Genomic DNA, 19,184 nt, shown 5'->3' with positions numbered 1-19,184 from the left:
CGGGACTATCGGCGCCTCAGGCCTTCTTCTCGGGCAGGTTGAGGCGGATGTGCAGCTCGCGCAGCTGCTTGGGGGTCGCCTCGGAAGGTGCGCCCATCATCAGGTCCTCGGCGCGCTGGTTCATCGGGAACAGCACGACCTCGCGGATGTTCGGCTCGTTGCACAGGAGCATGACGATGCGGTCCACGCCCGGCGCGATGCCGCCGTGCGGCGGGGCGCCCATGCGCAGGGCGTTCAGCATGCCGCCGAATTTCTGCTCCAGCACCTCGTGGCCGTAGCCCGCGATGGCGAAGGCCTTCTCCATCACGTCCGGACGGTGGTTGCGGATCGCGCCCGAGGACAGCTCCACGCCGTTGCAGACGATGTCGTACTGGAACGCCTTGATCCCGAGGATCCGCTTGGTGTTCGCGCCGGTCTCGTCCTCGCTCGCGAGGGCGTCGAGGTCGAGCGCGAGGAACTCCTCGCGGTCGATGTTCGGCATCGAGAACGGGTTGTGGGAGAAGTCGATCCGCTTCTCCTCCTCGCTCCACTCGTACATCGGGAAGTCGGTGATCCAGCAGAACGCGTACTGGTCCTTGTCGCAGAGGCCGAGCTCGTCGCCGATGCGGACCCGCGCCTTGCCGGCGAGCCCGGCCGCCCTCGACTCGGGGCCGGCGGCGAAGAACACCGCGTCGCCCGCCTTCGCGCCGGAGCGCCCGGCGATCAGGGCCTGGACCTCGGCGGGGATGAACTTGGCGATCGGCCCCTTGCCGGTGAGCTGGCCGTTCTCCTCCTCGAACACGACGTAGCCGAGGCCGGGCGCACCCTCGGAGCGGGCCCAGTCGTTGAGCTTGTCGAAGAACGAGCGCGGCTGGCTGGCCGCCCCGGTCGCCGGGATCGCCCGGACGACGCCGCCGGAGGCGACGACGCCCTTGAACGCCTTGAAGGCCACGTCCTCGCGGGCGAACAGGTCGGAGACGTCGGCGATGACCAGCGGATTGCGCAGGTCGGGCTTGTCGACGCCGTACTTCAGCATCGAATCCGCGTAGGTGATCCGCGGGAACGCCTTGGTCACGCGCTTGCCCTCGGCGAACTCCTCGAACACGCCGCGCAGGACCGGCTCGACCGCCTGGAACACGTCCTCCTGGGTGACGAAGCTCATCTCGATATCGAGCTGGTAGAACTCGCCCGGCGAGCGGTCGGCGCGGGCATCCTCGTCGCGGAAGCAGGGCGCGATCTGGAAGTAGCGGTCGAAGCCCGCGATCATCGTCAGCTGCTTGAACTGCTGCGGCGCCTGCGGGAGCGCGTAGAACTTGCCAGGATGGACCCGCGACGGCACGAGGTAGTCGCGGGCGCCCTCCGGCGAGGAGGCCGTCAGGATCGGGGTCTGGAACTCGAAGAAGCCGCCGTCGCGCATCCGGCGTCGGAGCGAGTCGATGATCGCGCCGCGCTTCATGATGTTGGCGTGGAGCTTCTCCCGGCGCAGATCGAGGAAGCGGTACCGGAGCCGCGTCTCCTCCGGGTACTCGAGGTCGCCGAAGACCGGCAGCGGCAGCTCGCCCGCCGGGCCCAGCACCTCGAGGTCGTCGATGTAGACCTCGACCGCGCCGGTGGGCAGCTCGGCATTCTCGGTGCCGGCCGGGCGGGTGCGCACGCGACCGTCGATCCGCACGACCCATTCCGAGCGCACGGCCTCGGCGGCCTTGAAGGCCGGGGAATCGGAATCGATCACGCACTGCGTCAGCCCGTAATGGTCCCGCAGATCCACGAACAGCACGCCCCCGTGGTCGCGGATGCGGTGGCACCAGCCGGAGAGGCGGACGCTCTGCCCGACGTCGGACGGGCGGAGCGCCCCGCAGGTGTGGGAACGGTAACGGTGCATGACGGGCTTCTTCTGTGGGAAGGCCGGCACCATTCACGCGAGGCCCCCCAAGTCAAGCGCGGGGGGCGCAGAACGGCGCCGAAAGCCGCGCGCGGCGCGCCCGCCGGCCTACCGTGGGGAGCGCCCAATTCCCATATGATGTCCATGAACAACAACGTCTTTCTCGATCTGGAGCGGCCCGCGAAGGCGGTGCCCGGGCGCGAGCCGGCCGGGTGGCGGACGCTGCCCCTGGAGGGCCGTTTCGACCTCGTCTACGAGGACGCGGCCGGGGCCTGGAGCAGCCGGTCCATCGACGCCCGCGAGCTCAGGCTCGGGCCGGGGCGGACGCTGCTCGGCGGCATCGACGCCCGGCGCGGCGGCTATCGCGGGTTCCGGGTCGACCGGATCCGCCGCCTCATCGACGGGGCCACCGGCGAGCGGGTCGAGACCGGCATCCTCGACCGCCTGCTCGGCCGCGCCGAGGCGCAGCGCCGGGCCGACGCGCTGCGGATCCGCTGGCAGGCACGAACGCGCCGGAAAGCGGCGGCCGCGGCCGTGGCGTGATCGGCGAGCCGGCGTGGTGCCCGCGTGAAAGGTGAAAGCGTGAAAGATGGGGACCTGCGAAGCCGCGTCTCCCCATGGCGGCCGCGGTTGCGTATAGCCGGTGCATGGACCTGATCACCACCACTGACGCGCTGCGCCAGATCTGCACACGCCTCGCCGAGCAGCCCTTCGTGACCGTCGACACGGAGTTCATGCGCGAGACGACGTATTATCCGAAGCTGTGCCTGATCCAGATGGCGGCACCGGACGGGACCGGCGTGCTGGTCGATCCGCTGGCGCCGGGGATCGATCTCGAGCCGTTCATCGCCCTCATGGCCGACGAGCGCACCGTCAAGGTCTTCCACTCCGCCCGCCAGGACCTGGAGATCATCTGGCTGATCGGCGGGATCCTGCCGCACCCGTTCTTCGACACGCAGGTCGCCGCCATGGTCTGCGGGTACGGCGATTCCGTCTCCTACGAGCAGCTCGTCAACGACGTCGCCAAGGCCAAGATCGACAAGTCGTCCCGCTTCACCGACTGGTCGCGCAGGCCGCTCTCGGAGGCGCAGCTGACCTACGCGCTCTCCGACGTCACCCACTTGGTGAAGATCTACGAGGTCCTCGTCGGCGAGCTGCTGCGGACCGACCGCGGCGCCTGGCTCGACGAGGAGATGGCGGTGCTGACCTCGCCCGAGACCTACCGCGCCGACCCCGCCCAGGCGTGGCGCCGGCTGTCCGGCCGGATGCGCAAGCCGCGGGAGATCGCCGTGCTCATGGAGGTGGCGGCCTGGCGCGAGACCGAGGCGCAGACGCGCAACGTCCCGCGCGGGCGCGTCCTGAAGGATGAGGCGGTCATCGACATCGCGTCGGCGGCGCCGCGGAGTGCCGAGGCGCTCGGTCGCCTGCGGACGATCCCGGCAGGGTTCGAGCGGTCCCGGACGGGGGCCGACATCGTCGCCGCCGTGGAGCGGGGCCTCGCCCGCGACACCAGCGGCGTCCGGATGCCCGAGCGCGTGCGGCGGAGCGGCGGCAACGGCGCGATCGTCGAGCTCCTGAAGGTCCTGCTGAAGGCGATCTGCGAGGCCGAGGGCGTCGCGCCCAAGATCATCGCCACGGTCGACGATCTGGAAGCGATCGCCGACGACGACGCCGCCGAGGTCCCGGCGCTGCAGGGCTGGCGTCGGGGCCTGTTCGGCGACAAGGCGCTGGCCCTGAAGCAGGGGCGGCTGGCGCTCTCGGTCGAGTCCGGCCGGATCGTGGTACGCCCCCTCGAGGCCGAACCCGCGACCGTCGGCGCCGGCACGACCGCATGACGCCGCGGCGACGCTGACAGAACAAACGCCGCGGCCGGGCGTGACTCGCCGCAGGTCCGGGATTAAATGGCAATTGGATTGCCGCTTAATCCCGCCCTTGCGTCCCGCGTATGTTCGAGCCGAACGAGATCCTCAAGACGCTGACCGGGCGCGGTCTCGTATCGGCTGAAGGATGCGAGTCGGTACGCGTCCGTTACCGAATCGTCGTCGAGAGGCGCGAGGGCGGAGTCGTCGCCTACGGCAACCTCTACGGCAGCTACGCCGGCCTCCGGCCGGTCTGGCTCGAGCCGGACGCCCAGCTCCGGCTGTCCAACGGCCGGCGCCTCAACATCTCGCTGACCGATCTGATCGGCGACGTCGCCGAGTTCGAGAGCACCGGCCCCGTCGGCGCCCTCTGACGCCGGCACGCGCTCGTTCACCAGATCACGGGCGGCACCCGGCACTGAGCCGCGAGACGCATCCTGATCCCGGATCGGGACGATTCGGCAATTTGTCGCGCGCGAACCCCGGTTGCGGGCGAGGGATCCTTGAAAAGGTCGGATGCGGCGACTGGGCGCATAGGGGGGCTTTGGGAAAATTCGGCACCGGATAGCCGCCGAAGCGTCTCGCAGTGCGGTCAGAGTGCAGGAGGCGGCGCCGCGTACGCCCTGGCTTGTTGCTGCCCGCCCGCGCGGACGGCGCATGCTAAACCCCAGCAAAGCTCTCTCGTTTGCAAGGTCTGCATGGGAAACGCACACGTGCCCGTGAGATGGGATCGAGAGAACCCGCAGCCGTTTGTGCGTCGCAACATTTCTTTTCGCATATGCATGACATCGACCCGGTCCGTGTCACGGGCAAAGAAGCTTTCACCGTGCTCCCACAGGCGTCGAACAGCGAGTTGACGGCGCTCAAAAATCTCTTAAGGTCCGGGCAAGCCTCGGTTTCGAGGGAGCCGCCTCAGGGATGGCGGTTCCTGGCTAGGGGATCTGTAGATCTCCTCGAAGTCCACTATGCCCGCTACCGAGGCGTCCATCCCTGTCGCAAACAGTCAGGTCGGAGTCCGAGCGACGCCACTCTCTTCGCGCGCCGTGAGAACTCTCAAGACTTGTCGGAGGAACCCATGAGAGCGGTACATCTCCTTGCGCTCGGCGCAGGTGTCGCGGCCGTCGCCGCGCCGGCGCTGGCCAATGAAAGCGTCATGAAGGGCATCGCCAACCCGGCGGAACAGGTTCTTCAGACGGTGGACTACGCGAACACGCGTTATTCGAAGCTCGACCAGATCAACGCCAAGAACGTCAAGGACCTGCAGGTCGCCTGGACGTTCTCGACCGGCGTGCTGCGCGGCCACGAGGGCTCGCCGCTCGTCGTCGGCAACGTCATGTACGTGCACACGCCGTTCCCGAACATCGTCTACGCCCTGGACCTCGACCACGAGGCGAAGATCCTCTGGAAGTACGAGCCGAAGCAGGATCCGTCCGTGATCCCGGTCATGTGCTGTGACACGGTCAACCGCGGTCTGGCCTACGCCGACGGCGCCATCCTCCTGCACCAGGCCGACACCACCCTCGTGTCGCTCGACGCCAAGACCGGCAAGGTCAACTGGTCGGTCGTGAACGGCGACCCGAAGAAGGGCGAGACCAACACCGCGACGGTTCTGCCGGTCAAGGACAAGGTCATCGTCGGCATCTCGGGCGGCGAGTTCGGCGTGCAGTGCCACGTCACCGCCTACGACCTGAAGACCGGCAAGAAGGTGTGGCGCGGCTACTCCGAGGGCCCGGACGATCAGCTGATCGTCGACCCGGAGAAGACCACCTCGCTCGGCAAGCCGATCGGCAAGGACTCCTCGCTGAAGACCTGGGAAGGCGATCAGTGGAAGACCGGCGGCGGCTGCACCTGGGGCTGGTTCTCGTACGACCCGAAGCTCGACCTCGTTTACTACGGCTCGGGCAACCCCTCGACCTGGAACCCCAAGCAGCGTCCGGGCGACAACAAGTGGTCCATGACCATCTGGGCGCGTAACCCGGACACCGGCATGGCCAAGTGGGTCTACCAGATGACCCCCCACGACGAGTGGGACTACGACGGCATCAACGAGATGATCCTCACGGATCAGAAGATCGACGGCAAGGAGCAGCCGCTCCTGACCCACTTCGACCGTAACGGCTTCGGCTACACGCTGAACCGCGCCGACGGCACCCTGCTCGTCGCCGAGAAGTACGACCCGGCCGTCAACTGGGCGACCAAGGTCGACATGGACAAGGGGTCCAAGAACTACGGCCGTCCGCTGGTCGTGTCGAAGTACTCGACCGAGCAGAACGGTGAGGACACCAACTCCAAGGGCATCTGCCCGGCGGCCCTCGGGTCGAAGGATCAGCAGCCCGCGGCCTTCTCGCCGAAGACCAACCTGTTCTACGTGCCCACCAACCACGTCTGCATGGACTACGAGCCGTTCCGGGTGACCTACACCCCGGGCCAGCCCTACGTCGGTGCGACCCTCTCGATGTACCCGGCCCCGAACTCGCACGGCGGCATGGGCAACTTCATCGCGTGGGACGGCGTCAACGGCAAGATCAAGTGGTCCAACCCCGAGCAGTTCTCGGTGTGGTCCGGTGCTCTGGCGACCGCTGGCGACGTCGTGTTCTACGGCACGCTTGAGGGCTACCTGAAGGCTGTCGACGACAAGACCGGCAAGGAGCTGTTCAAGTTCAAGACCCCGTCGGGCATCATCGGCAACGTGATGACCTACCAGCACAAGGGCAAGCAGTACGTGGGCGTCCTCTCGGGCGTCGGCGGCTGGGCCGGCATCGGCCTCGCGGCCGGCCTGACCGACCCGAACGCCGGCCTCGGCGCGGTGGGTGGCTACGCGGCTCTGTCGCAGTACACCAACCTCGGCGGTCAGCTGACGGTCTTCGCCCTGCCGAACTAATCGGCCGCAGGGTCCACCTGTAGAAATCGGTGCCGGCGCGGGTTCCCGCGCCGGCATCCTTGTGATTAGACTTTCTCGCAAGAGGCTGCGGCTCGGAGGGAGACGAAGGGCCTCGATCCAGGGAGACACATGCGTTGCTCAACCTCAGCAAGATTGTAACGCGGCCGGTTATCGCCGCCCTCGCCCTAGCGACCGTCTCGACGGTTGCCGTACATGCTGAGGATGCCAAGCCCGCCGACCCCAAGCTGGCCAATTCGCTGAACGCGAACGACAGGACCGCCGAGCAGGATCCCAAGCTGCTGAAGCAGGACGCTGCCGTGAAGGTCGAAGACGGCAAATACATGGACGCCGAAGGTCACCCGACGTTCCACGTGACCCAGGACGGCAAGATGCTCGACTGGTACACCTACTCGGGCTACCGCCGCTATCACGCCGAGTGCCACGTCTGCCACGGCCCGGACGGCATGGGCTCGACCTACGCGCCGGCGCTCAAGGATTCGCTGAAGCACCTCTCCTACGAGGAGTTCATCGGCATCCTGGCGGGCGGCAAGCAGGACGTGAACGCCGCCGAGCAGAAGGTCATGCCGGCCTTCGGCGACAACAAGAACGTCATGTGCTACTCGGACGATCTCTACGTCTACCTCAAGGCGCGCGCCGCCGGAGCGATCGGGCGTATCCGTCCCTCGGAGCACGAGGATAAGCCCGAAGCGGCCAAGAAGGCCGAGAAGGAATGCATGGGCTTTTGATGGCGCCGTTCGCCCGGATCCTCGCTCTCTGCGCTCTGTCTTTGGTGACGGCGCAGGGGGCCCGCGCCCAGCACCTTCCGGACACGGTCACCACGGACGTGCTGCGCGTCTGCGGGGATCCGGGCAACATGCCGTTCTCCGAACGCAAGGAGGACGGCTTCGAGAACAAGATCGCGGCGATCATCGCCGACGAACTGAAGATCAAGGTCCGCTACTATTGGCTGACCCAGGGTCCCGGTTTCGTGCGCAACACGCTCGGAACCGGCCTCTGCGACGTCATCATGGGCCAGGCTTTCGGCAGCGACCTCGTTCAGACCACCAATCCGTACTATCGCTCCGCCTACACGCTGGTCACCCGCGCGGGTGAGTTCGACGGCGTGACGGCCCTCGACGACCCGCGCCTGAAGGGCAAGAGCATCGGCGTGATCGCCGGGACGCCGCCGGTGAACCGGATGGGCGAGCTCGGACTGGTCTCGAGCATGAAGGCCTACGCGCCCTATCAGCTCGATCCGTCGCGCAAGTACCAGACGGTCGCCGCGGAGATCGTCGCGGCCCTGGCCGCCAAGGAGATCGACGCGGCCGTGCTCTGGGGACCCGCCGCGGGCTGGCTCGCCAAGCAGTCCGGGACGCCGATGAGCGTCGTGCCGCTGCTGAAGGAGCCGGAGCGGCCGCCGATGGCGTACCGGATCGCCATGGGTGTCCGGCTCGGCGAGAATGACTGGAAGCGGTCGCTGAACACGATCCTGCGCAAGCGCAAGGCCGACATCGACAAGGTCCTGCGCGAGTACGACGTGCCGCTCCTCGACGAGGAAGAGAACAAGCTCGTCACCCCCGGCGAGCGCTGAGGCGCGCCGGGATTGGACCGGCCCGCCGTCAGGCGCGCGCGATGCTGGTCCGGTCGAGCTTCGCCAACGCGTCCACCACGCGCTCGCCGCCGATCACGAGGTCGGGCGCGATCTCGGCCAGCGGAACCAGCACGAAGGCCCGCTCGCGCACGTAGCGGTGCGGCAGGACGAGGCGCGCGTCGTCGATGCTGGCGCCCTCGTAGGCGAGGACGTCGATGTCGATCACCCGCGGACCCCAGCGCTCCTCGCGGATCCGGCCGAGGTCGTGCTCCACCCGCAGGCAGGCGTCGAGCAGGCCGTGCGGGTCGAGGTCCGTCTCCACCGCCACGGCGCCGTTGAGGAACCACGGCTGGTCGGTCTTGCCCCAGGGCGGCGTCCGATAGTCGCTCGAGCGCGCGACGACGGCGATGCCCGGGGTCGCCGCGAGGCCGGCGACCGCGCGATCGAGCATCAGGGCCATGTCGCCGACGTTGCTGCCGATGCCCAGATACGCCCTCATCGGCCGGCTCCGCGGCGGCGCGTGATCGCGACGCCGACGCTGTCCAGGATGGCGGGCACGGGCGCGCTCGGCTTGTCGACCTGCACGGTGATCGCCTCGACGCGCGCGAAGCGCGCGAGGATCTCCGCGGCGACCGTCTCGGCCAGGGCCTCGATCAGGTTGAACCGTCGCTCGGTGGCGATCGCGACGGTCACCGCCGTCAGATCGGCGTAGCTGACCGTGCCGGCGACGTCGTCGGACCGGCCCGCCGGGCCGAGGTCGAGCTCCGCTTCGAGCGAGATGTAGAAGCGCTGGCCCAGCACCGCCTCTTCGGCCAGCACGCCGTGCCGGCCGAACACGGCGATCCGGGAGACGCGGATCAGGTCGCCCGCCATGCTCAGCGCGCCTCCGGCCGCATCACGGCGTCGACGACGCGCATCGCGTCGATATGGGCCGCCACGTCGTGCACGCGCACGATATCGGCCCCGAGGGTGGCCGCGACGGCGTGGGCCGCGAGGGAGCCGTGCAGGCGGTCGGCCGGACGGGTCTCGCGGTCGTGCAGGCGTCCGAGGAGCGACTTGCGCGAGACGCCGACCAGCACCGGGAATCCGAGGGCGCGGAGCTCGGGCAGCCGCCGCAGCGCCTCGAGATGCTGGTTCCAGGTCTTGCCGAACCCGACCCCCGGGTCGAGCACGATCTCGGAATCCGCGAGGCCCGCCCGGCGGGCGATCGCGAGGGACCGCTCGAAGAAAGCCAGCATGTCCGCGAGGATGTCGAGATCCGGCTCGATCGTCTCGCGGTTGTGCATGATGATGACCGGCGCACCGTGTGCGGCCGCCACGGCGGCGATGTCGGGCTCGCGCTGGAGGCCCCAGACGTCGTTCACGATCCGCGCGCCGGCCTCGAGCGCGACGCGCGCCGTCGAGGCCTTGTAGGTGTCGATCGAGATCGGCACAGGCAGCCGCGGCGCCACCGCCCGGATGACCGGCACGACGCGCGCCTGCTCCTCCTCGGCGGAGACCGGGACGTGACCGGGCCGCGTCGATTCCCCGCCGATGTCGAGGATGGCGGCCCCCTCGGCGACCAGCCGCTCGGCCTGGGTCACCGCCGCGGCCTCCCCGGCGAACAGGCCGCCGTCCGAGAAGGAATCGGGCGTGACGTTGAGGATGCCCATGACCAGCGTGCGGCCGCCGAGGGCGGGCAGCAGGTCGGACAGGCGGGAAGAGGCGGTCACAGGCGGGTCCCGTTCACGAACGCGGTTCGGGAGCCGGTGTGCGCGAATCGGGAGGCCGGCGCAACGCCGGCCTCGCCGTGAAACTCAGCCGTGATAGCAGCGGATCTCGGCCTCGGCCTGGGCCCGGCGCAGTTCCGCAACCTTGTCGTCGAAGATCTTGGTCGACTTGAACTCGTTCGCCCGGTTGCCGATGCCCTGCCGCATCGAGAGCACCGTGCTCGCCTGGACGTACTTGTCGTACGGCAGGATCGCGGCGAGCTGATCCAGCGAGCACGAGCATTTCTGCAGGCTCTCGCGGGTCTGGCCGTTGGCGGCCATGCAGCCGAACACGTAATCGACCCGCGCGTCGGTCGGGTAGTCGTTCTCCTCGGCGGCCCAGCCGGCCAGTCCCGACAGCGTCAGGGCGAGGGCGGCCAGGGCGCCCCGTTCAGCCAGCCTTCTGATCATAGCTCAGCTTCTCCTCAAGCAGTTCGCCGCCATCCGCGCTCTTCGACGACGCCTCGATCGAGACGATCTCGCCCGGAACGGAGGGCGCGGTCACGAAGGTATAGGTCATGTCGTCCATGCCGCGCATGCGCTGCGCCATCGCGTCGCCGGCGAACGGCTTCGTCACGACCCGCCAGCCGTCGACCTCGCGGCCGCCGAAATCCACCTTGGTCGGCGTCACGGTCGCCTTCTCGCGCAGGCCCTTGCGGATCGCGAGCTTGAGATAGCGCGGATTGGCTTCCAGCACCTTCGCGAGAGCCCGGAGGTGGTTCTCCAGGAACAGCGAGACCACCGGGTTGCCCGCCATGTCCTCGAACGGGCCGGCCGGCATCCGGTTCAGGCCAGAGAACATCACGACGCCGATATCGCGGCCCTCGGCGCTCTTCCCGGGCTCGACCTTCAGCTGGATCGTGTCCTCCAGGGGCGCCCCGAACGGCCCCTTCGAGATCCCCGAGCGGCGCAGGTAGTCGTAGGTCAGCGTCGAGCCCGCCGCGGTGTTCTTCATGTGCGGCTGGTCGAACAGCAGGTCCGCCGCGGAGGGCGGGGCGGCGGCGTTCGCCGGGGTGACGGTGGCGGGCTTCGGCGCGTCCTCGGCGAGGGCCGGCAGCGCGGCCAGAGCCAGCGCGACCGTGGTCGCGGCGAGGCCCCTCACGACAAGTCTTCTCACGAGTTCACTTCCTCCTTGAGCGGCGACCGGACGTTGCTGCCGATCGTCCGGTAGACGTAGTCGGGCGGGTTCTCGGCCGCCTCCTCGGTGGCCAGCGCCCGCACCTTGGCGTGGAGCGGCGAGAGCGAGCAGGCCGGATCCGTGGCGGCCGCGTCGCCGGCGAGCGCGAGCGCCTGGCAGCGGCAGCCGCCCCAGTCCTTCTCGCGCCGGTCGCAGGAGCGGCAGGGCTCCTTCATCCAGCCGGTGCCGCGATAGGCCGTGAAGGCCGGCGAGTCGCGCCAGATCTCGCCGAGCGAGCGGTCGTTGACGTTCCAGAACTCCAGCCCCGGGATCGTCTCGGCCGCGTGGCAGGGCAGGACCTTGCCCTGGGGCGTGACGTTCATCAGCTTGCGGCCCCAGCCGCCCGCGCAGGCCTTCGGGTACTTGGCGTAGTAGTCGGGCACGACGAGGTCGATGACGAGCTGGCCCTTCAGGCGCTCCCGGGCCGCCTCGACGATCCGGATCGATTCGTCGACCTGCGCCTTGTCGGGCATCAGGGCGGCGCGGTTGACGTAGGCCCAGCCGTAATACTGCGTGTGCGCCACCTCGAGCCGCTTGGCGCCCATCTTCACCGCGAGATCGATGAAGCCCGCCACCTCGTGGATGTTGCCGCGGTGGATCACCGAATTCAGCGTGAGGGGGAGGCCGAGTTCGACCACCTTGGCGGCGAACGCGAATTTCTGCGGCTGGGCATTCTTCAGGCCGCCGATCTTCTCGGCGTTCTGCGCGTCGACGCCCTGCACCGAGAGCTGCACGTGGTCGAGCCCGACGTCGTAGAGGTCCTGCAGCTTGGCGAGCGCACCGCCGACGCCGGAGGTGATCAGGTTCGAGTACAGGCCGAGATCGGCGCAGGTCTTGGTGATCTCGACGATGTCGTTGCGCGCCGTCGGCTCGCCGCCGGACAGGTGCACGTGCAGGACGCCGAGCGCCGCGGCCTCCCCGAGCACGCGCTGCCACGTCTGCGTGTCGAGCTCGCCCGACCGGCGGTCGAGCTCCAGCGGGTTCGAGCAGTACGGGCAGCGCAGCGGGCAGCGGTGGGTCAGCTCGGCGAGCAGACCGACCGGGGCCGGCGCATCGGGGCGGTTCGGCGTCAGCGCGTTCATCGCTCGAGAACCCGTTTCTCCGCGAGGCCGTCGAGCATCACCAGGATGTCGGTCTCGATAGCGCGGGGATCGGCCGCGTAGGTCTTGCCCAGCTCGTCCGCGATGTCGGCCACGCTGCGCGCGCCGTCGACGAGCTTCAGGACCGCCACGGCGTTGTCGTCGAGGTCGAATGTGCGCTCGGGGGCGAGCAGGACCCACTTGCCGCGGGTCTCGTCGTTGCGCAGCCGGACGCCGCGCGGCAGCCGCGGGCGATCGCCGGCCGCCATCTTCCCGCCGGCCGCACCCGGCACGGCCCGCGACGCCTCGGCCACCAGACCCTCGCCGGGCTGCCACGCGTCGGGCGGGACCATGCCGGGGGCCACGTAGGCGAAGTACAGGGCGTCGAGCTGCGTCCACAGCACGGTGCACTTGAATGTCAGCGCCGCCATCGCCTGCCGCTGCAGCTCCGGCGTCGTGGCGTGCTGCTTGACGTAGTCCAGGGCGAAGTCCGCGTCCCGCGGCGCCTGGGTCAGGCGCTTGTCGAAGTAGGCCAGCGTGTCCTTGGTGATGAAGTCGTAGTTCTTGAGCATCCCGGCGACGCGCTCGGAGATGATGGTCGGCGAGAACATCTCGGTCAGCGACGAGGCGATCGCCTCCAGGAGCGTCCGCTCGGAGACGAAGTGGACGTAGGCCTCGACCGAGAACTTCGTGGCCGAGAGGATACCGCGGGTCGACAGCACGTAGTCGCGATCGAAGCCCACGCCCTCGGCCAGCTTGAGCCAGCGCTCGATGCCGCCGTCGCCCTCGTGGTCGCCGTCGTGGTCGACGATCCGCTGGCGCCAGATCCGCCGCAGCGACGCGTCAGTCATCCGCGCCAGCACGGCGGCGTCCTTCACCGGGATCATCGCCTGGTAGTAGTAGCGGTTCAGCGCCCAGGCCCGGACCTGGTCCTTGGACAGCTTGCCGTCGTGCAGCAGCCGGTGGAACGGGTGCAGGTTGTGGTAGCGGCGCGCGCCGATGTCGCGCAGGGCCGCCTCCAGTTCCTCGGGACTCAGGAGACGCTGGCTGTCGGCGGCATCGGGGGTCGGGAAAATGGCGTTCATGGCGTGTCCGGCGTCCGTCCTGAGGTCGCGTTTCCTGTGTTCCGATCCCGCCCTCGTGCGCGGGGCGACTGTCCGGGCTCAGCCACGATATAGTGCCGCCCCCCCGGGCGCCCAACCATCGCCGGCTACCGTCGGTCGCGCATATGGCCGCGGCGCGGGGATCGGCAGGCCGCTGACGCTCGGTCCTAGAGCACCAGGCTCAGCCCGTCATGCGCCACGGTCCAGCCGGCCGCCTCGACATCGGCCCGCTCCGCAGAGCCCTCGACCAGGACCGGGTTCGTGTTGTTGATGTGCACGAAGACCCGGCGCCCGATCTCGACCGCCGCGAGGGCGTCGATCGAACCGTTCCCGCCGCGCATCGGCACGTGGCCCATGCGCCAGCCGGTCTTGGTGCCGACGCCGGCCCGGATCATGTCGTCGTCGTGCAGGACGGTGCCGTCGAACAGGAGCGCGTCGACGCCCGCGATCCGCGCGCGCAGACCGTCCGTCACGCGGGCACATCCGGGGATGTAGGCGAGGCGCCGGCCGCCGGCCTCGATCAGCGCGCCGACCGTGGTCTCGGTCTCGGCGCCGATCTCCATGGTCTCGTCCTCCAGCCACAGCGGCACCTTGCCGGGCACCGGGAAGAGGGTGACCGCCAGGCCGGGGAGGGGCTCGAAGCGCTGGTCCATGCCGATCGGCCGGCGGGCGACGACGCCCTCGGCCATCACGTCGAAGACGCGGTTGGCGTTGACCGAATCGAGGATCCCGCGCGTGCCGTAGAGGGTGTAGGGCTGACCCTCGCGCAGCGTCAGCAGACCCGCGACGTGGTCGACGTCGCCGTTGGTCAGGAGCACGGCGCGGATCGGCGAGTGGCGCAGGCCCTCGCGCGGATGCATCTGCGGGTTGTCGAAGAGCTGTTGCCGGATATCCGGCGAGGCGTTGATCAGCAGCCAGTCCGACCCGTCCGCGGAGACCGCGATGCTCGACTGGGTCCGGGGCCGCACCCGGTCCGGTTCGGACCGCGCCAGCGTGCAGATGGGGCAGCGGCAATTCCACTGGGGAAGGCCGCCGCCGGCCGCGGAACCGAGGATCACGACGCGCATGGTGCGGCTCCCGAGATCCCCGGCCCGTGAAACTCAGTTGAAGGTGTCGATTTCTGCCGACTCGTAGCTCGTCACTTCCATGCCGACGCAGATCTCGGACACGATCGGGGCAGCCCACTTCATGGTGTTTCTCCTCAGGCGATATCTTCACCGAGTGTCACGCGGTTCCTAAGAGGACCCTAAGACACTGATGGCGCTCTCATTTCCGGCGCCGGAGAGGTATCGACGATTCACGCGCGGGCTTCAAGCACTAAGTTGCCGGATCCTCCCAAATTTTTCGTGACAGACTTCCTAAACGCCCGGAAACCATCACGAAACACGCGGAGCTGCGACTAAAGTACAGGGGCCTACTGGCGGAAGTCGGGGCCGCGCAGTTCGAGCATGAATCCTTTACCCCGCACGGTGACGAGCCCCGGGCCCCCGTAGCGGACGAAATCGGCCATCTTGGAGCGCAGGTAGCCGATATAGACGTCGACCACGTTGAGGGAGAGCCCGCCCTGGCTCGCCCAGAGCCGGTCGAAGATGTCGGCGCGGGAGACCGGCTTGCCGATATTCTCCATCAGCATGGCGAGGAGGTCGGCCTCGCGGGGCGTGAGGCGGGCGCTGGCCTCGCCGCAGCTCGCCTGGCGGGTCTCGAGGTCGAGCATCAGCTTGCCGGCGGTGATGCGCGAGCGCGGCGCCTCCGCCTGCTCGCGCCGCATCAGGTGGGTCCGCAGGCGGGCGACCAGCTCGTCGAACTCGAACGGCTTGATGATGTAGTCGTCGGCGCCGAGCGCGAGGCCCTCGGCCCGGTCGCGGATCTCGTCGCGGGCCGAGAGGAACAGGATCGCGCCCGGGAATCCGCCCTCGCGCAGGGACCGGCAGACGTCGTGGCCCGAACCGTCCGGGAGGTTGATGTCGAGCAACACGGCGCCGGGGGCCGGATCGTGGGCGGCCTTGAGGGCCTCGTCGACGCAGGCCGCGGTCCCGACCTCGAACCCCTCGGCCTCGAGCCCTCGGGCGAGGAGGCCGCGGATGTCGATATCGTCCTCGACGATCAGGATCCGCGTCATGCGGCCGGCTCCTTCACCTGCGCGCCCACGTCGGCGCCGACGGCAGCACCGCCGACCGGGCCCGTTTCCCATGCCGGATCGCAGGCCGGGATGTCCAGGGTGACCCGGGCCCCGCGCCCGTCCGGCCCGGGCCCGAGCCGGATCGCGCCGCCGTGCTGCTCCACGATCCACCGCGCCAGGGCGAGCCCGATGCCGAACCCGGTCTCGTCCGGTCCGGCGCCCGACCCGCGCTTGAAGCGCTCGAACAGCGCGTCCTCGGACGCGCCGAAGCCGGGACCATCGTCGGTGACGGTGATCCGCCCGACCGGCCCGGGACCTGCCGCCAGGGCGACCTCGACCCGGGTGAGGCCGGCGGCGTGGCGGAGCGCGTTGTCGACGAGGCTCTCGACCGTCTGGCGCATCCACTCACGGTCGGCGAGGCTCTCGACGTCCCGGGTGCCGGGATCGAGGGTGAGGCCGACCCGGCGGCGCGCCGCCTCGGAGCTCATGTTGTCGACCGCCTCGGCGAGGACCTGGGCGAGCCCGAGACGGCGCTTGTCGAAGGCGATCTCGCCGGTTTCCGAGCGGGCGACGCGCAGGAGGTCCTCGACGCGCAGCTTGAGGCGCTGCGCCCGCTTCTTGATCGTCGCGAAGACCGGACCCGGATCGGCGCCGCGGGTGGCGCCGCGCAGGGCGAGGTCGCACTCGCCCAGGATGACCGTCAGCGGCGTCCGCAGCTCGTGGCTGACATCGGCGAAGAAGCGGCGGCGGGACTGATCGACGGCTTCCAGGCGGGCGTTGGCGGCGCGCAGATCGGCGGTGCGCGCCGCCACCGTGTCCTCCAGCGCCGCCCGGTCGGCCGCGACCCGCGATTCCCGGCGGGCGAGGCGGGCGGCCATGCGGTTGACGTTGGTCATGAGCAGGCCGAGCTCGTCCCGCGTGGCGACGGAGAGGCGCGTGTCGAGGGCGCCGTGGCCGATGGCGCTCGCGGCGCGGCGAACCTCCTCGATGCGGGCCAGGGTCGGCCGGGTGACGCCGCGGTACAGGATCGCCAGCAGCACCAGGGCCGCCGCCACCGCGGCGGCCGCGGCCACCCGCAGGCGCTCCGACAGCGCCCGGGCCTGCTCGGAGCCGAGCGCCATGCTGCGCCGCTCGGCCTCGATCAGGAAGGAGAGCGGCTGGCCGGTCATGGCGCCGAAGCCGTTGAGCGCGCCCTTGATCGCGTCCTGGCGCCGCTCCGGATCGGTCTGGCGGCTGATCAGCGACACCTGCCGGTCCAGCACCGCGCGGGCCGCGCGCAGCTGCGCCATGGGGCGGGTCCGCGCGGCGTACTGCATCCGGTCGGCCGGGTCGTCGCTCGGCGGGAAACTCTTGGCGAGCGCCTCGTCCACGGTGGTCAGGGCGCGGTCGGCGTTGTCGCGGGCGATCGCCATCGCCTCGGGCTGGCCGTCGGGATTGCCGACCGTCTCCACCGCCGCGAGACCGAACTGCGTGAGGCGGCCGGACAGCTCGGCGAGCAGTTCCAGGCGCCGCTGGGCCTCGAGGGTCCGGTCGACGGTGCGCTCCGCCGCCCCGATCGCCACCAAGGCGGCCGCGGCGGCCAGCACCACCACGATGGCGGTGCCGCCGAGCAGCAGCGCGAAGCGGACCTTCAGCGAGCGCATCGTCCCCGTCCCGCCCTCAATCCCGCCGCGCGGGCGGGCCCGAGCATGGCACCACCTGGGCGCCGAACCAAGGTGCCGTCACAGGTCCTTCGGCAGGCTTTCCTTCGCGGCGCAGCGCCACCGCTCCACGTGCCATTCCGGATGCGCGGCCTGCCAAGTGGCGAGCGCGCTCTGCGAATTGCGCAGGCACACGAAGGGGCTCGACTTCTCGAAGGACATCTCGATCCGGTCCTCGCGGCAGGTCGAGGGCTGGGCGACGAGACAGATCGACAGCAGCAGCAGCATGGGCGCCTCCCCGGGCTGCCGGCCTCGTGCGGGCCGGCTTGGCGGGGAGCATAGGACGCGTCCACGCCCCTTGCCCAGGCGGCGTCAGGCCGCGACCCAGATCTCGCCCTTGGCGATCGTCGCGAGGTCGCCGGAATAGCGGCGCAGCGGCTTGCCGAGGAGGTCGGCGTGCTCGGCGCTCAGGCCGCGCAGGGCCTTGGCCAGCAGCCGCAGGAACACGAGGTCGTGCGCTCCGGTCTCCACGAAGGTGGGCGACATCCGGCCGTGGCTGCCGACGAGGAGCGTCCCGCGGCGCATGCCGAGGCCGGGATGGTCGCCGACCGCGAGCGCCGCCAGGGTGCCGGCGATCATGCGCGAGCCCGCGAAGGCGCCCGCGCGGCCGGCCACGATCGTCCCGCGCCGCATCCGGTCGCCGAGATGCGCCCCGGCGCTGCCCCGGATGATCAGCGTCGCGCCGTCGAGCCCTGCCTTGGCGGCGTAGACGGCGCCGCCGGCATAGTCGCCCGCATCGCCCTCGACGGTGATCGTGCCGCCGGTGGCGCCCGAGGCCGCGTAGGGCCCGGCATTGCCGGTGACGATCACGCTGCCGCCCGCCATGCCGGCGCCGAGGCGCTGGCCGACATCGCCGGTGACCCGGATCGTGCCCTCCGACAGGGAGGCGCCGACCCGGTCGAGGCGCTCGTGGCCGCCCTCGATGGTCAGGGTGTCGGAACCGTCGAGCGCGACCGCGAAGCAGTCGCCGAGGCGCACGCCGGTCCGGGTCGTGCCGATCTCGAGGCGCTCGGCCTCGCCCTGGGACAGGCGGCTGAGCGCCAGCGGGTCGATGTTCAGGAAGTCCAGCCGCTCGGGCGGGGCCGCGCGCAGGGTGAGGGTGCTCACGGCTCAGCCCTCCGGCTTGGCGTCGTCGCGCGCGATCAGGTCGCGCAGGTGGTAGTGGTGGCGGCCGAGATTGCCGCCGTAATTGCCGGCCGTGACGGCGATCAGCCCGTGCTTGCCGCCGATCTCGGTGGCGGCGTGCAGGCCGGCGCGCATCGAGTCGGACACGCCCTGCGAGGTGAGGGCGTCGATCACGATCTCCAAGACCACGCCGCACTCGGCCGGGAGCGCCGAGCCGGCGCGGCCCTTCAGCGTCGGGCAATAGGCGTCGTTGGTCGAGGCCATCATGCCCTTGGTCCGGCCGCCGACCTTGGAGCCGGAGCGGACGATGCCGCCCGGGAACGGCAGGATCGCGCCCGGGACCGCCTTGGCGGCCTCGACGGCGATCTCGGCGACCTTCAGCGTCTCGGCGTGGTTCCGCCCGAGGAACAGCAGGTTGCCGCCGCCGACCGCGCCGTCGACGGCCCGGACCGAGTCCTCGCAGAGGAACTCGCCGTCCATCACCGGGATGCGCCAGTAGCGCCGGGCCTTGCCGCTGGCGTCGGGCAGGCGCTTGGCCACCGCGAAGCCGTCGCCGAAGTAGCGGATCGCGCCGCCGAGCTTGATCCTGGTCGGCCCGTCGACGCCCGCGTAGCAGGCGGTGCCCGGGCAGGTGAGGATGCACTGGCCGACGCGCTTGATCAGCTGGTCCTTGAGGCCGTTCGGCTCGAAACCGAACAGCAGGATGCGCACGCCCGGCCGCCCGTCCGGCGTCTCCTCGGGCGACAGCTCGGCGTCGATGCCGGCCTCGGCGCCGCAGCCGATCACCGAGGTGGCGAAGCCGGTCATCGTGGTCGCGGCGATCATCGCCCACTTGGCGGTGTCGTTCGTGACGATGATGGCCGTGCCGGCCACGTCGAACGCCTCCGCGAAGGTGTCGACGACCGGGATGCCGTTGAGGGTGAGGTCAGACATCGTACGTC

General features: G+C 70.0%; 21 protein-coding genes. 6 read left to right on the top strand and 15 right to left on the bottom strand.

Translation table 11 applies throughout. The features are described from left to right. Positions 1-16: 16 nt before the first annotated feature. The gene (gene aspS / locus MMR14E_RS16215) at positions 17-1,861 is read right to left on the bottom strand and encodes an aspartate--tRNA ligase (RefSeq protein ID WP_331315663.1); all 1,845 of its coding nucleotides are present in this window, start codon (positions 1,859-1,861) and stop codon (positions 17-19) included. A 144-nt stretch (positions 1,862-2,005) separates the two neighbouring features. Between aspS and MMR14E_RS16210 the strand changes: the two genes are divergently transcribed. From MMR14E_RS16210 to xoxJ, 6 genes are all read left to right on the top strand, one after another. Further along, a complete protein-coding gene (locus MMR14E_RS16210) occupies positions 2,006-2,404 on the top strand; it encodes a hypothetical protein (protein WP_331315662.1) in 399 nt (132 codons plus the stop codon). A gap of 104 nt (positions 2,405-2,508) precedes the next feature. Further along, positions 2,509-3,696 carry a ribonuclease D gene (rnd, locus tag MMR14E_RS16205; protein ID WP_331315661.1) on the top strand — a complete coding sequence of 396 codons (1,188 nt, stop codon included), beginning with the start codon at positions 2,509-2,511 and terminating at the stop codon, positions 3,694-3,696. A 110-nt stretch (positions 3,697-3,806) separates the two neighbouring features. Continuing rightward, positions 3,807-4,094: a hypothetical protein gene (locus MMR14E_RS16200; RefSeq protein ID WP_331315660.1), complete on the top strand. Its 288-nt coding sequence runs from the start codon at positions 3,807-3,809 to the stop codon at positions 4,092-4,094. Positions 4,095-4,795: 701 nt separating this feature from the next. Beyond that, the gene (gene xoxF1, locus MMR14E_RS16195) at positions 4,796-6,601 is read left to right on the top strand and encodes a lanthanide-dependent methanol dehydrogenase XoxF1 (RefSeq protein ID WP_331315659.1); all 1,806 of its coding nucleotides are present in this window, start codon (positions 4,796-4,798) and stop codon (positions 6,599-6,601) included. A gap of 134 nt (positions 6,602-6,735) precedes the next feature. Then, positions 6,736-7,347 carry a c-type cytochrome, methanol metabolism-related gene (locus MMR14E_RS16190; protein ID WP_331290232.1) on the top strand — a complete coding sequence of 204 codons (612 nt, stop codon included), beginning with the start codon at positions 6,736-6,738 and terminating at the stop codon, positions 7,345-7,347. After that, the gene (gene xoxJ, locus MMR14E_RS16185) at positions 7,332-8,192 is read left to right on the top strand and encodes a rare earth element methanol dehydrogenase accessory protein XoxJ (protein WP_331315658.1); all 861 of its coding nucleotides are present in this window, start codon (positions 7,332-7,334) and stop codon (positions 8,190-8,192) included. The genes MMR14E_RS16190 and xoxJ overlap by 16 nt, the downstream gene beginning before the upstream one ends. 28 nt (positions 8,193-8,220) lie before the next feature. Here xoxJ and folK read toward each other — a convergent pair whose 3' ends face one another. The 14 genes from folK to fhcD form a co-directional block, all read right to left on the bottom strand. Further along, the gene (gene folK, locus MMR14E_RS16180; protein WP_331315656.1) at positions 8,221-8,691 is read right to left on the bottom strand and encodes a 2-amino-4-hydroxy-6-hydroxymethyldihydropteridine diphosphokinase; all 471 of its coding nucleotides are present in this window, start codon (positions 8,689-8,691) and stop codon (positions 8,221-8,223) included. Beyond that, the gene (gene folB / locus MMR14E_RS16175) at positions 8,688-9,065 is read right to left on the bottom strand and encodes a dihydroneopterin aldolase (protein WP_331315654.1); all 378 of its coding nucleotides are present in this window, start codon (positions 9,063-9,065) and stop codon (positions 8,688-8,690) included. The genes folK and folB overlap by 4 nt, the downstream gene beginning before the upstream one ends. A gap of 2 nt (positions 9,066-9,067) precedes the next feature. Beyond that, a complete protein-coding gene (gene folP / locus MMR14E_RS16170; RefSeq protein WP_331315652.1) occupies positions 9,068-9,904 on the bottom strand; it encodes a dihydropteroate synthase in 837 nt (278 codons plus the stop codon). Between the two features lie 84 nt (positions 9,905-9,988). Beyond that, positions 9,989-10,351, bottom strand: a complete 363-nt coding sequence (locus tag MMR14E_RS16165) for a hypothetical protein (protein WP_091678351.1) — start codon at positions 10,349-10,351, stop codon at positions 9,989-9,991. Further along, on the bottom strand, positions 10,332-11,042 hold the full coding sequence (locus tag MMR14E_RS16160) for a hypothetical protein (RefSeq protein ID WP_331315651.1): 711 nt from the start codon (positions 11,040-11,042) through the stop codon (positions 10,332-10,334). Before MMR14E_RS16160 ends, MMR14E_RS16165 begins: the two co-directional genes overlap by 20 nt. An 11-nt stretch (positions 11,043-11,053) precedes the next feature. Beyond that, the gene (gene pqqE / locus MMR14E_RS16155; protein WP_331315649.1) at positions 11,054-12,199 is read right to left on the bottom strand and encodes a pyrroloquinoline quinone biosynthesis protein PqqE; all 1,146 of its coding nucleotides are present in this window, start codon (positions 12,197-12,199) and stop codon (positions 11,054-11,056) included. After that, the gene (gene pqqC / locus MMR14E_RS16150; RefSeq protein ID WP_331315648.1) at positions 12,196-13,281 is read right to left on the bottom strand and encodes a pyrroloquinoline-quinone synthase PqqC; all 1,086 of its coding nucleotides are present in this window, start codon (positions 13,279-13,281) and stop codon (positions 12,196-12,198) included. The genes pqqE and pqqC overlap by 4 nt, the downstream gene beginning before the upstream one ends. 185 nt (positions 13,282-13,466) lie before the next feature. Beyond that, a complete protein-coding gene (gene pqqB, locus MMR14E_RS16145; protein WP_331315647.1) occupies positions 13,467-14,366 on the bottom strand; it encodes a pyrroloquinoline quinone biosynthesis protein PqqB in 900 nt (299 codons plus the stop codon). Between the two features lie 33 nt (positions 14,367-14,399). Further along, positions 14,400-14,489 carry a pyrroloquinoline quinone precursor peptide PqqA gene (pqqA, locus tag MMR14E_RS16140; protein WP_012317526.1) on the bottom strand — a complete coding sequence of 30 codons (90 nt, stop codon included), beginning with the start codon at positions 14,487-14,489 and terminating at the stop codon, positions 14,400-14,402. A 224-nt stretch (positions 14,490-14,713) separates the two neighbouring features. Next, the gene (locus MMR14E_RS16135) at positions 14,714-15,418 is read right to left on the bottom strand and encodes a response regulator transcription factor (RefSeq protein WP_020091831.1); all 705 of its coding nucleotides are present in this window, start codon (positions 15,416-15,418) and stop codon (positions 14,714-14,716) included. Beyond that, positions 15,415-17,061, bottom strand: a complete 1,647-nt coding sequence (locus tag MMR14E_RS16130; RefSeq protein ID WP_331315646.1) for a HAMP domain-containing sensor histidine kinase — start codon at positions 17,059-17,061, stop codon at positions 15,415-15,417. Before MMR14E_RS16130 ends, MMR14E_RS16135 begins: the two co-directional genes overlap by 4 nt. A gap of 78 nt (positions 17,062-17,139) precedes the next feature. Further along, positions 17,140-17,346 carry a hypothetical protein gene (locus MMR14E_RS16125; protein WP_331315644.1) on the bottom strand — a complete coding sequence of 69 codons (207 nt, stop codon included), beginning with the start codon at positions 17,344-17,346 and terminating at the stop codon, positions 17,140-17,142. Between the two features lie 84 nt (positions 17,347-17,430). Continuing rightward, positions 17,431-18,225 (bottom strand): formylmethanofuran dehydrogenase subunit C, encoded by a 795-nt coding sequence (locus MMR14E_RS16120; RefSeq protein WP_331315642.1) that lies wholly within the window; start codon positions 18,223-18,225, stop codon positions 17,431-17,433. Positions 18,226-18,228: 3 nt separating this feature from the next. Continuing rightward, positions 18,229-19,176 (bottom strand): formylmethanofuran--tetrahydromethanopterin N-formyltransferase, encoded by a 948-nt coding sequence (fhcD, locus tag MMR14E_RS16115; RefSeq protein WP_331315641.1) that lies wholly within the window; start codon positions 19,174-19,176, stop codon positions 18,229-18,231. Positions 19,177-19,184: the final 8 nt, after the last annotated feature.

Source organism: Methylobacterium mesophilicum, from assembly GCF_036441335.1.
In the GTDB taxonomy this organism is placed as follows: Bacteria; Pseudomonadota; Alphaproteobacteria; order Rhizobiales; family Beijerinckiaceae; genus Methylobacterium; species Methylobacterium mesophilicum_B.
This window is presented reverse-complemented; position numbering and strand designations above follow the sequence as displayed.

What these genes read in the sequence shown, in the direction of transcription:
- aspS (WP_331315663.1), bottom strand. Translation starts at nt 1,861, where the DNA reads ATGCACCGTTACCGTTCCCACACCTGCGGGGCGCTCCGCCCGTCCGAC.
- MMR14E_RS16210 (WP_331315662.1), top strand. Translation starts at nt 2,006, where the DNA reads ATGAACAACAACGTCTTTCTCGATCTGGAGCGGCCCGCGAAGGCGGTG.
- rnd (WP_331315661.1), top strand. Translation starts at nt 2,509, where the DNA reads ATGGACCTGATCACCACCACTGACGCGCTGCGCCAGATCTGCACACGC.
- MMR14E_RS16200 (WP_331315660.1), top strand. Translation starts at nt 3,807, where the DNA reads ATGTTCGAGCCGAACGAGATCCTCAAGACGCTGACCGGGCGCGGTCTC.
- xoxF1 (WP_331315659.1), top strand. Translation starts at nt 4,796, where the DNA reads ATGAGAGCGGTACATCTCCTTGCGCTCGGCGCAGGTGTCGCGGCCGTC.
- xoxJ (WP_331315658.1), top strand. Translation starts at nt 7,332, where the DNA reads ATGCATGGGCTTTTGATGGCGCCGTTCGCCCGGATCCTCGCTCTCTGC.
- folK (WP_331315656.1), bottom strand. Translation starts at nt 8,691, where the DNA reads ATGAGGGCGTATCTGGGCATCGGCAGCAACGTCGGCGACATGGCCCTG.
- folB (WP_331315654.1), bottom strand. Translation starts at nt 9,065, where the DNA reads ATGGCGGGCGACCTGATCCGCGTCTCCCGGATCGCCGTGTTCGGCCGG.
- MMR14E_RS16165 (WP_091678351.1), bottom strand. Translation starts at nt 10,351, where the DNA reads ATGATCAGAAGGCTGGCTGAACGGGGCGCCCTGGCCGCCCTCGCCCTG.
- pqqE (WP_331315649.1), bottom strand. Translation starts at nt 12,199, where the DNA reads ATGAACGCGCTGACGCCGAACCGCCCCGATGCGCCGGCCCCGGTCGGT.
- pqqC (WP_331315648.1), bottom strand. Translation starts at nt 13,281, where the DNA reads ATGAACGCCATTTTCCCGACCCCCGATGCCGCCGACAGCCAGCGTCTC.
- pqqB (WP_331315647.1), bottom strand. Translation starts at nt 14,366, where the DNA reads ATGCGCGTCGTGATCCTCGGTTCCGCGGCCGGCGGCGGCCTTCCCCAG.
- pqqA (WP_012317526.1), bottom strand. Translation starts at nt 14,489, where the DNA reads ATGAAGTGGGCTGCCCCGATCGTGTCCGAGATCTGCGTCGGCATGGAA.
- MMR14E_RS16135 (WP_020091831.1), bottom strand. Translation starts at nt 15,418, where the DNA reads ATGACGCGGATCCTGATCGTCGAGGACGATATCGACATCCGCGGCCTC.
- MMR14E_RS16130 (WP_331315646.1), bottom strand. Translation starts at nt 17,061, where the DNA reads ATGCGCTCGCTGAAGGTCCGCTTCGCGCTGCTGCTCGGCGGCACCGCC.
- MMR14E_RS16125 (WP_331315644.1), bottom strand. Translation starts at nt 17,346, where the DNA reads ATGCTGCTGCTGCTGTCGATCTGTCTCGTCGCCCAGCCCTCGACCTGC.
- fhcD (WP_331315641.1), bottom strand. Translation starts at nt 19,176, where the DNA reads ATGTCTGACCTCACCCTCAACGGCATCCCGGTCGTCGACACCTTCGCG.